Source organism: Phyllobacterium sp. GQ127, from assembly GCF_059758635.1.
Window position 1 is genome coordinate 308104 of record NZ_JCAXDZ010000001.1, and the last position, 12947, is coordinate 321050.

At 52.3% G+C, this 12947-nt stretch carries 13 protein-coding genes; 7 read left to right on the forward strand and 6 right to left on the reverse strand.

Annotated features, from left to right (window positions below):
* The first annotated feature begins 11 nt into the window (after positions 1 to 11).
* Both recJ and AC6CHM_RS01695 read left to right on the forward strand, forming a co-directional pair.
* Positions 12 to 1802: a single-stranded-DNA-specific exonuclease RecJ gene (gene recJ, locus AC6CHM_RS01690; RefSeq protein WP_498171778.1), complete on the forward strand. Its 1791-nt coding sequence runs from the start codon at positions 12 to 14 to the stop codon at positions 1800 to 1802.
* A 68-nt stretch (positions 1803 to 1870) separates the two neighbouring features.
* On the forward strand, positions 1871 to 3115 hold the full coding sequence (locus AC6CHM_RS01695) for a Y-family DNA polymerase (RefSeq protein WP_115051675.1): 1245 nt from the start codon (positions 1871 to 1873) through the stop codon (positions 3113 to 3115).
* A gap of 32 nt (positions 3116 to 3147) precedes the next feature.
* Here the strand turns inward: AC6CHM_RS01695 and AC6CHM_RS01700 are convergent, their stop codons facing one another.
* Complete coding sequence (locus AC6CHM_RS01700) at positions 3148 to 3792, reverse strand: NAD(P)-dependent oxidoreductase (RefSeq protein ID WP_498171779.1); 645 nt, start codon at positions 3790 to 3792, stop codon at positions 3148 to 3150.
* Between the two features lie 149 nt (positions 3793 to 3941).
* Between AC6CHM_RS01700 and AC6CHM_RS01705 the strand changes: the two genes are divergently transcribed.
* Entirely contained in the window at positions 3942 to 4358 is a 417-nt protein-coding gene (locus tag AC6CHM_RS01705; protein ID WP_115051673.1) for a winged helix-turn-helix transcriptional regulator, read from the forward strand.
* A gap of 62 nt (positions 4359 to 4420) precedes the next feature.
* Complete coding sequence (locus tag AC6CHM_RS01710; RefSeq protein ID WP_115051672.1) at positions 4421 to 4609, forward strand: DUF3008 family protein; 189 nt, start codon at positions 4421 to 4423, stop codon at positions 4607 to 4609.
* A 16-nt stretch (positions 4610 to 4625) separates the two neighbouring features.
* Here the strand turns inward: AC6CHM_RS01710 and AC6CHM_RS01715 are convergent, their stop codons facing one another.
* A complete protein-coding gene (locus AC6CHM_RS01715; RefSeq protein ID WP_498171780.1) occupies positions 4626 to 5573 on the reverse strand; it encodes an extensin-like domain-containing protein in 948 nt (315 codons plus the stop codon).
* 295 nt (positions 5574 to 5868) lie between these two features.
* On the opposite strand from AC6CHM_RS01715, the gene rpsD reads away from it, so the two are divergent.
* The 3 genes from rpsD to ttcA all read left to right on the forward strand — a co-directional run bounded on the left by rpsD (position 5869) and on the right by ttcA (position 8409).
* Positions 5869 to 6486 (forward strand): 30S ribosomal protein S4, encoded by a 618-nt coding sequence (gene rpsD, locus AC6CHM_RS01720; RefSeq protein WP_008120815.1) that lies wholly within the window; start codon positions 5869 to 5871, stop codon positions 6484 to 6486.
* Positions 6487 to 6566: 80 nt separating this feature from the next.
* The gene (locus tag AC6CHM_RS01725) at positions 6567 to 7496 is read left to right on the forward strand and encodes a glutaminase (RefSeq protein ID WP_115051670.1); all 930 of its coding nucleotides are present in this window, start codon (positions 6567 to 6569) and stop codon (positions 7494 to 7496) included.
* 55 nt (positions 7497 to 7551) lie between these two features.
* Positions 7552 to 8409 carry a tRNA 2-thiocytidine(32) synthetase TtcA gene (gene ttcA / locus AC6CHM_RS01730; RefSeq protein WP_498171781.1) on the forward strand — a complete coding sequence of 286 codons (858 nt, stop codon included), beginning with the start codon at positions 7552 to 7554 and terminating at the stop codon, positions 8407 to 8409.
* A gap of 23 nt (positions 8410 to 8432) precedes the next feature.
* Here the strand turns inward: ttcA and AC6CHM_RS01735 are convergent, their stop codons facing one another.
* The 4 genes from AC6CHM_RS01735 to purL all read right to left on the reverse strand — a co-directional run bounded on the left by AC6CHM_RS01735 (position 8433) and on the right by purL (position 12838).
* Positions 8433 to 9638 (reverse strand): multidrug effflux MFS transporter, encoded by a 1206-nt coding sequence (locus AC6CHM_RS01735; protein WP_337353951.1) that lies wholly within the window; start codon positions 9636 to 9638, stop codon positions 8433 to 8435.
* 274 nt (positions 9639 to 9912) lie between these two features.
* Positions 9913 to 10245, reverse strand: a complete 333-nt coding sequence (grxD, locus tag AC6CHM_RS01740; protein ID WP_115051668.1) for a Grx4 family monothiol glutaredoxin — start codon at positions 10243 to 10245, stop codon at positions 9913 to 9915.
* Between the two features lie 115 nt (positions 10246 to 10360).
* Positions 10361 to 10594 carry a BolA/IbaG family iron-sulfur metabolism protein gene (locus tag AC6CHM_RS01745; RefSeq protein WP_008120822.1) on the reverse strand — a complete coding sequence of 78 codons (234 nt, stop codon included), beginning with the start codon at positions 10592 to 10594 and terminating at the stop codon, positions 10361 to 10363.
* A gap of 12 nt (positions 10595 to 10606) precedes the next feature.
* Positions 10607 to 12838, reverse strand: coding sequence for a phosphoribosylformylglycinamidine synthase subunit PurL (gene purL, locus AC6CHM_RS01750; protein WP_354344666.1), 2232 nt, complete (start codon positions 12836 to 12838; stop codon positions 10607 to 10609).
* Between the last annotated feature and the right edge of the window lie 109 nt (positions 12839 to 12947).

Here is a 12947-nt window from a genome sequence, read left to right on the forward strand (position 1 = left end):
TGAACGCTCAGATGACATCTGAACGGCTTTTTCTCGGCGTTGGACAATCGGCAACCGGTCTGAAGTGGGTCGATCGACTCGGCCAGCGCGAGGCAAATATTGCGCTGGCCATGGCGCAAAATCATGGCTTCCCCGATATCGTCACTCGCGTCCTGGCTGGGAGGGGCGTTGGTTTGGATGACGCGGCGGCTTTTATGGAGCCGACTCTGAAAAGTTTGATGCCAGACCCGACGTCGTTGACGGATATGGCACCGGCAGCAGCGCGCATCGCCAAAGCTATTATTGCTCGTGAGACAGTTGCTATTTTCGGCGATTATGACGTTGATGGCGCTTGTTCTTCAGCCATTCTATCGCGCTTTCTCGCCCATTATGGCATCGCAAATCAAATCTACATTCCAGACAGGATATTTGAGGGCTATGGCCCAAACCCCGCTGCTATGCAGGAATTGGCAAAACAAGCCTCGCTGATAGTCACAGTTGATTGCGGAACAAATAGTGCCGCCGCAATTGATGCGGCCAAAGCCGCTGGTGCCGACGTTGTCGTTCTGGATCACCATCAAGTGGGTGGTAATCTGCCCGAGGCCGCACTCGCTATCGTTAATCCCAACCGTGAGGACGATTTGTCCGGCCAGGGACATCTCTGCGCTGCGGGCGTAGTTTTTCTGACGTTGGTGCAAACCTCGCGAATCCTGCGGGAGCAGGGGGTAAAACTTAATATCAATCCACCAGATCTGCTGTCTTTACTCGATCTCGTTGCTTTGGCCACGATCTGCGACGTTGTCCCATTAAAAGAATTGAACCGTGCTTTTGTGGTGAAGGGGCTCCTTGTCGCGCGCACTCAGCAGAATGTCGGACTTGCGGCATTGGCGCGCGTCTCGCGGATTGGAGAGCCGCTTAATGCGTTTCACTTTGCTTATCTGATCGGTCCGCGAATCAATGCCGGTGGGCGGATCGGCGATGCAGGTCTCGGCGCGCGCCTTTTAACGCTCGACGACCCGGATGAAGCCATGCGCATTGCGCAGGAGCTTGATCGGCTTAATCAAGAGCGTCAGGCGATGGAAACGATCATGCTTGAACAGGCAGAAGCCGAGGCTATGGCCGAGCTTTCCTCCTCATCTGGTCCGGCTATTCTCATTACAGCCAATGACGACTGGCATCCCGGTATCGTCGGGTTGATCGCCGCGCGATTAAAGGAGCGAGCACGTCGGCCTGCTTTTGCCATCGCGTTCAACGCAAACGGAACCGGCAGCGGCTCCGGGAGGTCTATTAACGGCTTTGATTTGGGGAAGCTTGTCAGAGGCGCGGTAGAGCAGGGTCTGTTGGTTAAGGGTGGCGGCCATGCAATGGCTGCCGGAATTACCGTTGAACGTGGGAAAATGGGTGCTTTGCGCGCATTTTTCGAAGAGCAATCCGCAGAGATGGTGGGACAATTGCGTGGAAATGCCTCACTGGCAATTGACGGAGCTTTGAGCGCTGCAGGTGCGACCGTACCCCTTTACGAAACGATGGAAAAAGCTGGTCCGTTTGGGTCGGGTCATCCCCAACCGGTTCTTGTCCTTCCCCATCACAGGCTGATTGACGCTCGGTCAGTCGGCATCAACCACATCAAGGTGACGCTTGCTGGTGCAGACGGTAAGCGTATCAATGCAATTGCCTTTCGTGCGGTGGGAAGTGACCTCGGCGACTTCCTTTTCAGGCAATTAGGTCAATCTTTGCATGTCGCAGGCAATCTGGCTCTTAATCATTGGAACGGCTCAACGACAACACAATTTCGCATTCTTGATGCGGCAAAGGCTGTCTGAGTCAATATTGTGCTTGCATTTGCAGGGTAACTATGTTCTGTTTTTGTTCTCATGTGGGAACATTGAAAATGCGCAAGCCGACACATGCTGAGAAGCTTTATCTGGATTTTGACAGCTTTTTTGCCAGCGCTGAACAACAGTTGAATTCTGCGCTGCGGGACAGGCCCGTCGCCGTAGTGCCGCTGGACTCCCCGCACACAAGTGTTATTGCTGCTAGTCGCCAAGCCAAACCCTATGGCATCAAGACGGGTACATCGGTGCGGGAAGCACGCGAGAAATGCCCGGATATCGTGTTTGTGTCAGCGAGACCGGATGTCTATGTAAAGCTGCATAACCGCATTCTGGAAACAATCGAAAGATGTGTTCCAATTGCTGCGGTGCGTTCAATTGATGAGGTCGCCTGCCATTTGCTGGAGTCCGAGGCACGCCAAGCGCAAGCTCTTGCAGTGAGAATAAAACGCGTGCTGCGCGATGAAATTGGGCCAGTTCTTACCTGCTCGATAGGCATCTCTCTCAACGAGCTTTTGGCAAAGATTGCAGCGGAGATGGATAAGCCGGATGGATTTGTCTTGCTTGATCACGAAGACCTGCCAGGCAGGCTGTTTGATCTGGAGTTGCGCGACCTGCCTGGTATCTCCAAGGGTATGGAGGCGAGGTTGGACCAAGCCGGGATCGTTGACATCAAAGGTTTGTGGAGCCTTGCACCCAAGCACGCTCGGGCTATCTGGAACAGCGTTGAAGGTGAGCGGTTTGTTTCAGCGCTGCACGGTTATGCGATTGAAAAGCCGGAGACCGTAAAACGCATGTTCGGACATGGTCGCAACTTGCCTGCCGATTGGAGGGCGCCTGAAAAGGTACTGCAATGCGCAAGGCTGCTGACGTTGAGCGCGGCGCGGCGTTTGCGTCGTTCCCATTATCGAGCGGCAGCAATGAGCTATACGGTTGGCGTCAGACGCGATAACCGCGTGACGCTGGAGGGACAATTTCGACCCGCGCGTGATGATCGCAGTTTTTTGGATTGCCTGAACAATCTGCACCAAAAAATGGTTGAGGCAGGGGAAATGCGAAATATAAGCTCGGTCACTGTCGTTCTTCACGACCTTTCGGCCGAACAAGAAGGCACTCACGATTTGTTCGATACGGGCGAGAGCGTGAAACAACGGGCTCAGTGGGAAAGCGTTTCTGATTTGATAGACAAGATTCGTGTCCGCCACGGGTCGAAAGCGCTCAGCCTGGGATCCACTCAGGGCCCCGGTGATTATATAGGCTCAAAAATTGCATTCGGGCGTATTCCTGAACCCGAAGATTTTTAGCTGCCCCAAGGTGAAGTGGGGCAGCTAAAAAATTAGTAAGCCGCGGTAAAACGTTGCTGCTTGTGCTTTGGACTATGAACTTCATCGACAATCGCAACTGCAAGATCGCTTGCGCTGATTGCACTTTTACCTTCAGCGTCAAAAACCGGGTTTTCCTTACCCAGACGGTATTTTCCGGTGCGAGGACCAGGTACGAGATGGAACGGGGGTGAAACGAAGCTCCAGTCAAGTTCGGTTTCAGTGCGAAGATCATTCAGTGCCTGACGTGCGCCAAGTGCACCTTCCTTATACTCCGCGGGAAAATGTTCGCCGTCTACGAATTGTGTGCCGTCCTCAGCATACAGGCTTCCTGCGCCGCCAATGACGATCAGACGTTTTATGCCTGCCGATTTGGTCGCTTCGGTAATTGATTTGCTTGCTTTGATGTGGACAGCCTGAATGTTTGGATCTGTCCAGCCTGGATTATAAGCAGAAACCACGATGTCATGCCCTTTGAGCTTCTCCGATAAAGCTGCTGTATCCAAGGCATCCGCCTCGATGGCGGTCACGCCATCCAATTTTTCAACCTTTGCGGGATTGCGCACCAAAGCAGTAACGCTGTCTCCGCGAGAAATGGCCTCTTTCAAAATTTCCTGGCCGACAAAACCGGTGGCACCGATCAATGCAATTTTCATCATATGCTCCTTGATGCAGGTACGCATCGTTTTCTGGTTACTAACAATAACTATCTATGCTAGATGCGTGGGTCTGAAAAGAACGCACTTTTTCCGTTTTAAGGCACACCTAGGTAACCGCCCGGGTGATATCCAAATTTGGTGATGAAGCTATGACGATACACGCAAATACCAGTCGAAACGTCCCCTTGCTCGAATCAATGCCCGCTATGAAGGCGGAAGAGGGTGGTTTGTGCCCCATGCGTGAGGTGCTTGATCTTGTCGGTGATTCCTGGAGTCTTTTGACGATCATCAATCTGCAGTCCGGACCACGGCGCTTCAATGTATTGCGACGTATGATCCAAGGCATTTCGCAACGTATGCTGACCGTGACCCTGCGTTCGCTGGAACGCGACGGACTTGTGTTGCGCACCGTAAAGCCGACATCTCCTCCGGAAGTCACTTACGCACTCACGGATATTGGACATTCAATAGCGGTGCCAGTGGGAGCCTTGGGTGAATGGGCGGTGACCAATCGCGATCACCTGCGAAAGGCGCGCGCTGAGTTTGATGCGGCAAAGTCAGAATAACGGAACCCTCCCAAGTGCATTGCGTTTCTCCACCTCAAGGAATGTTTAAAGGGAGAACGAAAATGCCGGCAAAATCCCAGGCTCAACAGAAAGCAGCAGGTGCAGCGCTTTCAGCAAAACGAGGCGACACCAAGAAGAGCGAGCTCAAAGGCGCATCAAAGGGCATGTATGAGTCCATGAGCGAGAAACAGCTCGAGGAGTTCGCTGAAACTGATCGCAAGGATCTGCCCAAGAAGAAAACCAAGCATTGATCCCTGCGAGCGCGCATTACTGGCAGATGCGCGCCTCGCAGCTCTTTCCGTGGCACCCTTGATCAAGATGCAGGTTACCCTGATGTGCGGCGTCCCCGTCCGGGCCGATAACCGTCATGAATCGCTCGCAGCTAAGCTTGTGCAGTGATGACCAAAACGCCTGCTCTTCCGGTTTGCCTTTCCAGCCTGATCCGAGTTCTGTCGTTTTTCCGTTCTTGAACTTGAACGAGATAATGTCCAACGCATTGGCAAAGGCATGCTCTGAAACGCGTCCCTTATGACCATTATTGACCTTTCGGCACTGATAGTCGGAACCGGTCGCAATGCTTTCTATCTCGGCACCGAAGTTTTTCTGTGCCTCTTTTTGAATTTCGACAACCCAATTGGCCAACGATCCAGCCATTGCGCAATTCGTTATGATTGGCGCGGCAAATTTCACGGGATTGTCTTTGCCAATCGCCGTCACCTTCAATGGTGAACGCTCGCCGCAAGCCCCTTCCGAAAGGGGAGGTATCAATTCGCCTTGGATATCGCCATTCATAATTGCGGGGCACGCATTTTGGTAAATCCGATCCGGTGAAGTTGCGGCGTCATTTGTTTCAGTGGCTTCGTCCGGCTTCTTGTTGTCTTCTGTCTGATCCGGTTTAGGACCTTGTTGCTCCGCCTTGGGCGCAATAATTGGCTTTTCATCAGGTTTTGCTGCAGGTTCAGCTTCCATCGCCGGTTTTTGGTCCGGTACGGGCGTTTCAGCCTTTTGCTCCGGCGCGACGGTTGCTCGCGGATTATCCAGCGGAAGCGGGGGAATAATAGGCAAGGCAGGCTTCGCGATTCTGGTTTGGTGGTTGCGCCGGGATCGCGCATCCGCATCGCTGGTGAAACTCCCCAATGTCAGGCTTGAAACGGATGCTGCAAGAGATAAAAGGATGAATAGATGAAAACGCGTTGGACGCGAGAATAGGGTCATTATCGGCTCTACTCCTGTTTGAGCGTCTATCCTAACGTGCGAATACCAATATCGGTTTCAATTTATATGAGTCGCTGAAACATCGCCTGCGCTTGACATGTTAAGACCTTCGCACTAGAAGCCACAACAGCGCAGGGCCTAACAGCTCTGCGTTTCATTTGACGTGTCCCGTGGGTGATCTCGCAAAGCGTGCGTGGGTCGCTCTGTCAGTCTTCGAAAACGGAAGGCAGAGGAGGGCGCGTTTCCTTGAACCAGGGTATTTAGTCTTGGTTTGGTTTTGTTGAAAGGAAATGCGATGAGCAAGCGCGAATCGTCCAAATATAAAATTGACCGCCGTCTTGGCGAAAACATCTGGGGCCGCCCGAAGTCCCCTGTAAATCGTCGTGAATATGGCCCAGGCCAGCACGGTCAGCGCCGCAAGAGCAAGCTGTCCGACTTCGGTGTTCAGCTGCGCGCAAAGCAGAAGCTCAAAGGCTTCTACGGCGACATTTCGGAAAAGCAGTTCCGCAAGACCTATGAAGAAGCATCACGTCGCAAGGGCGATACTGGTGAGCAGCTCATTGGTCTGCTTGAGTCGCGTCTGGATGCGATTGTGTACCGCGCAAAGTTCGTTCCAACGATCTTCGCAGCGCGTCAGTTCGTCAACCACGGCCACGTAAATGTTAATGGCCGTCGCACCAACATCCAGTCCTACATCTGCAAGGCGGGTGATGTGATTGAAGTTCGTGAAAAGTCAAAGCAGCTTGTGATTGTTTTGGAGGCCGTTCAGCTCGCTGAGCGTGATGTTCCAGAATACATCGAAGTTGATCACACCAAGATGGTTGCCAAGTACAATCGCGTTCCGGCCTTCTCCGATGTGCCATATGCTGTACAGATGGAACCAAATCTGGTCGTCGAATTCTATTCGCGTTAATCGGGTTTTGAAGTTTTTGAAGAAGCCGCCTGGAGCAATCCTGGCGGCTTTTTTGTTCCAGAATCATAGAGGATGCGGGAATGACTGACCTAAAATCCATTGTTGATAGTGTTTATCACGATCTTTCAGACAGGATCGGGGAAGGCAAGCTTGCTGATTATATTCCCGAGTTGGCGACAGTGGACCCAAGGCAGTTTGGCATAGCTTTGGTCACGACCGATGGAAAACTCTACTCTGCCGGCGATGCGGCTACAGCCTTTTCGATCCAGAGTATCTCAAAGGTTTTCACGCTCACTTTGGCGCTCGGCAAGATTGGCGATGGGCTGTGGAAAAGAGTTGGCCGTGAGCCATCAGGCAATTCGTTTAATTCCATTGTGCAGCTTGAGCAAGAAAAGGGAAAGCCGCGTAATCCCTTCATCAATGCTGGCGCAATTGCGGTGGCAGATGTAGTTTTGGCGGGGCATGTGCCTAAAGAGGCCATCGGCGAGATCGTGCAATTTATTCGTCAGTTGGCCGACGATGATACAATAGCGATTGATCACAATGTCGCGCGTTCGGAGACAAATACCGGGTATCGCAATGTTGCGCTCGCAAATTTTATGAGATCGTTCGGCAATCTCAATCACCCCGCCGAGCACGTGCTCGGCGTTTATTTCCATCACTGCGCGGTGGCGATGTCTTGCCACCAACTTGCCCATGCCGGACTCTATCTTGCGTCGGCTGGTCGCAATCCTTTGAGTGGTGGAAGTGTGGTTTCCCCCAGCCGCGCACGCCGGATCAATGCTCTGATGCTCATGTGTGGTCATTATGATGGTTCTGGCGATTTTGCTTATCGCGTAGGTCTTCCCGGCAAGAGTGGCGTTGGTGGAGGAATTCTGGCCATTGCACCCGGTAAGGCTTCGATAGCAGTATGGTCTCCGGGGTTGAACGAAAACGGCAATTCGCAGTTGGGTTCGGCAGCGCTAGAACTTTTGGCACAACGGACCGGCTGGTCGGTATTCGGACAATAACAAGGTCTGTATCCGCCTGCATTTATGGGCAATGAAGATGAAATGAGGTGTTCCCATGACTGTTCATGATCTGAATATTGCCCAAGATTCCGGCTGTCATCCTATGTTTCTAAATGCGCCGCCCGGAGTTGAGTTCAACAAATTGCGCAAGCGTCTGCTGCGCAATACACGACAGGCACTTGAAGATTTTGCCATGATCAATCCAGGCGAACGTTGGCTTGTTGGGCTTTCGGGCGGTAAGGATTCCTATGGGCTTCTAGCACTGTTGCTTGATTTGAAGTGGCGCGGGCTGCTGCCGGTCGAGCTTGTTGCTTGCAATCTGGATCAGGGCCAGCCCAATTTTCCGAAACATATTTTGCCGGATTTTCTGACACGAAACGGAATTCAACATCGTATTGAATATAAAGACACCTATTCAATCGTCACAGAAAAGGTTGCCGAAAACCAGACCTATTGCTCGCTGTGTTCACGGTTGCGGCGTGGCCATCTTTATCGGGTAGCGCGGGAGGAAGGTTGTTCTGCATTGGTTCTCGGGCATCATCGGGAAGACATTCTCGAAACGTTTTTAATGAATCTCTTCCACGGTGGCAGGCTCGCGGCAATGCCTCCGAAATTATTGAATGATGATGGTGATCTGATGCTGCTTCGGCCTTTAAGCTATTGTGCTGAGGACGATCTGGAAAAATTTGCACAGGCGATGCAATTTCCCATCATACCTTGCGACCTGTGCGGAAGTCAGGACGGACTTCAGCGAAACATGATGAAGGCAATGCTTTCCGACATTGAAAAACGCATGCCAGGGCGCAAGGAGATTATGATTCGCGCCCTTGCCAACACACGTCCAAGCCATCTGCTGGACCGCAAGATTTTCGATTTTACAGGACTGTCACCGAAGGCAAACCCCGGCGAATGAACATGCCCGGGTTTGCTAAGACCTTAAACGGGTTGATTGTGTGGCTTGAATAATTTGCCCCGCTCGGCAATGAGAACAAACACCAGCCCGATTAATGAAAGCACGAAGAAGCCTGCTACCAGCGGCGTTGTCGTGCCATCGAAAGCCTGTCCAATCAATGCGCCAATTGCGCCGCCACCGGCTGTTCCCATAAAGCCAAGGACCGATGAAGCTGTGCCCGCTACATGCCCCAGCGGTTCCATGGCAAGCGAATTGAAGTTGGAACCGATCCAGCCGAACTGGAACATGGCCACAGCGAAAAACAGGAAATAGAGCACAAACGGCGTTGGGTGTGGTCCAAACAATGTAACCAGCAGCCAGAGGCCGTTGACCGTCAGAAAGGCCAGGAGCGCTCCGTGAGAGAGGCGGCGCATGCCAAAACGACCGACGAAACGCGAATTGACGAATGACGAGAATGCCATAGTTACAGCGACACCCGCAAACGCTACCGGGAACCATACGCCGAGTTCATAAATGCCGACGTAAATTTGCTGGGCAGAATTGATGAAGCCGAAAAGAGCGCCGAAAATGAATGCGCTCGCTAGTGTATAGCAAAGAGCCACACGGTTCGTCAGAACGATGATGAAGCCCCGGCTGACCGATCGCAATGTAAACGGCCGCACGTCGGCTGGATCAAGTGTTTCTGGGAGACGGATATAGAACCAGCACATCACGGCAGCTGCGATAATTGCCATGAAAATGAAGATGAGATGCCAGTTTCCAAACAGCATGACTGCTTGCCCCGTGCCCGGGGCGATGACTGGAACCACCATAAACACCATCATGATGAGAGACATGACTTCTGCCATCATCCGGCCGCCATAAACGTCACGAACGATCGAAATCGTGATGACGCGTGTGGCTGCCGATCCGATGCCTTGAAGCAAGCGAAAAAATAGCAAGGAGGCGAAACTCGGCACAAATACGCACGCTAGCGCGGACAGAATGTAAATCACCAAACCAACGAACATAGGTTTGCGGCGACCAAAACGATCAGAAATTGGACCATAGAATAATTGCGAAACCGCGAAGCCCATGAGATAGGCCGAAATTACATATTGACGATGATTTTCGCTGGCAACGCCAAGGCTGGCACCGATTTCCTGCAATCCTGGCAGCATAATATCAATTGCAAGGGCATTAAGCGCCATGAGCGCTGCCATCATTGCGATAAACTCAATCTTGGTCATTGCGCCAAGTTTAGGAGTTAATCCTGTAGAGGGGGTTTTCATTTTCGAACCTGCAAACATCATCTATAAAATGCCCGAGCGATGACCGCCGGGTCGCTCTTGCAATCGGTTAACGGGCCTGACGCTCATTTCATTAACCGCTCAAAACACACCATGGTGCTGTCACCTCTTGAATTCCTACAGAACCTGAAACAACGACAAAGGCGTCGGTATATCCGACGCCTTTAGAATATAATTCCACTAAACCGCGGAACTGACTGATTTATTTGCGTAATCAGGCTGCCTTGGTGGCAACACCTTTTTCGCTAAAGAGGGATTGCAGTTCGCCAGCCTGAAACATTTCGCGGATAATATCACAGCCGCCAACAAACTCGCCCTTAACGTAAAGTTGCGGGATGGTTGGCCAATTAGAATATTCCTTGATGCCCTGACGCAATTCGTCGGAGGTCAGTATATTCACGCCTTTATAATCCACGCCAACATAATCAAGTATCTGCACAACCTGACCGGAAAAGCCGCACTGGGGAAACCCTGGGGTGCCCTTCATGAACAGAACAACATCGTTGCTCTTCACTTCGTTATCGATAAATTCGCTAATACCGCTCATTTCGGCAAACCTTCCTACCAAACACGACGAATCGTCATCGCTGGTCAAAATTGAACTTTCCTAACAAATAGCGCTTCAATTCTGGCAAAACAAGGCTCGGTGTTCCCGAATTGGTTTATTCCGGTGCGCTGGTCTGCAGGGCGAGGGCATGCAGCACACCGCCCATATTGCCCTTCAATGCATCATAGACCATCTGGTGCTGCTGAACTCGTGACTTGCCCCGAAAGCTCTCAGCGACAACCTCAGCAGCATAGTGGTCTCCGTCACCCGCCAGATCGCGGATGGTAATCTTCGCATCGGGAATGGCATCTTGAATCATTTTTTCGATATCACGCGCGTCCATTGCCATGTGTCGTTCTCCTCAGGCGGCCTGATCTTTTTGGTTCGCCGGACCGTTCATATAGTCAGGGAACCACGATTCGTGGGCATTTGTCAGGTCTGCTACTGATATGGAGACCAACTCTCCGATCGTCAATGCATTGCCCTCTACGACGCCAAGCTTGCGGAACGGAATGCCCGAGCCCTCAGCATTGAGCGTTACGAAGTTTGCCATATCGGCGGGCACGGCGATAATATACCGAGCCTGATCCTCACCAAAGAGCAGGGCATGCGGGGCATCTTCACCAACCGAAACAGATGCACCTTTGCCAGAGGCCATGCACATTTCAGCCAGAGCGATGCCAAGTCCGCCATCCGATAAGTCATGGCAGGCAGTAACCTGGCCATTGCGTATTGCGGAGCGGACGAAATCGCCATTCCTCTTCTCGACTGCGAGATCGACATTGGGAGCCGGTCCATCTGAGCGACCATGAAGATCGCGCAAATAAATCGACTGCCCAAGATGGCTGCCGTCTGTGCCGATGAGGATCAAGATATTTCCGTTTGCCATGCCGCCTATCTTGGCAATCTTGGACCAATCAGGGATCAGTCCGACGCCAGCAATGGTCGGGGTTGGCAAAATGGCTTGTCCATTTGTTTCATTATAGAGTGAGACATTGCCCGAAACGATCGGGAAGGCGAGCGCACGGCAAGCGTCGCCTATGCCGCCAATAGCTTTAACCAACTGGCCCATGATCTCCGGTCGTTCCGGATTACCAAAATTGAGATTATCGGTGGCGGCGAGAGGTTCGGCGCCAACAGCTGTAAGATTGCGCCAGCATTCAGCGACAGCCTGCTTGCCGCCTTCATATGGATCAGCCTCGCAATAACGCGGCGTGACGTCTGATGAAAATGCGAGTGCTTTGGTAAGATGACCTTCGACGCGAACCACGCCAGCATCGCCACCCGGCAATTGCAGTGAGTTGCCTTGAATGAGCGTGTCATATTGCTCGTACACCCAGCGGCGCGATGACAAATCTGGCGAATTAAGCATCTGCAATAATGCTGCGTTATAATCTTCAACCTGTGGAACGTTTGAAGCAGGCAGCGGAGCGTGCTTGCCCGGTTCCATCCATGGGCGGTCATATTCCGGAGCCTGATCGCCGAGATCCTTGATGGGGAGGTTGGCAACTTCCTCGCCCTGATGAATGACGCGAAAGCGAAGGTCGTCGGTTGTATGCCCTACGATGGCGAAATCCAGTCCCCATTTCTTGAAAATGGCCTGGGCTTCTTCTTCTTTTTCCGGGCGCAAAACCATAAGCATGCGCTCCTGGCTTTCGGACAGCATCATCTCATAAGCGGTCATACGCTCTTCACGTACGGGAACTTTGTCCAGAATGAGTTCAATACCGAGGTTGCCCTTGGCGCCCATTTCAACAGCAGAGCAGGTCAGGCCCGCAGCGCCCATGTCCTGAATAGCGATAACAGCGCCCGAAGCCATCAATTCAAGTGACGCTTCCAGCAGACACTTTTCAGTAAAGGGGTCACCAACCTGAACGGTAGGGCGCTTCTCTTCGATTGACTCGTCAAATTCGGCAGAAGCCATCGTTGCGCCGCCAACGCCGTCGCGTCCGGTTTTAGCTCCGAGATAAACGACAGGAAGGCCAACACCCTTGGCTTCCGACAGGAAAATCGCATCGGTTTTGGCCAAACCGGCAGCAAAAGCGTTTACAAGAATATTGCCATTATAGCGCGCATCGAAATTGACCTCGCCGCCTACGGTCGGCACTCCGAAGGAATTGCCGTATCCGCCAACGCCTTCAACCACGCCCGATACAAGATGACGGGTCTTGGGATGTGCAGGTTCGCCGAAGCGCAATGCATTCATGGCAGCAATCGGGCGGGCACCCATGGTGAATACATCACGCAAGATACCGCCAACGCCTGTTGCAGCGCCTTGATAGGGTTCAATATAGGAGGGGTGGTTATGGCTTTCCATTTTGAAAACCACGCAATCGCCGTCACCAATGTCTACGACGCCAGCATTTTCGCCGGGACCTTGGATAACCTGGGGACCGGTGGTCGGCAATGTACGAAGCCATTTCTTGGACGACTTGTAGGAACAATGCTCGTTCCACATGGCGGAGAAAATACCAAGCTCTGTAAAGCTGGGCTCGCGTCCGATCAGATCGAGAATGCGTTGATATTCATCCGGCTTCAGCCCGTGCGAGGCAATTAGTTCCGGTGTGATCTGAACAGTGTTGGAAAGACCCATGAGCAATATCAGTTCCGTTGTGTGTTAAGCGGTTCTCTTAGAGCAATTTGCAACGGGAATACACCATGTTCGAGAGAAAAAAGAACAGGGAACCACTGAAAAATGCCCG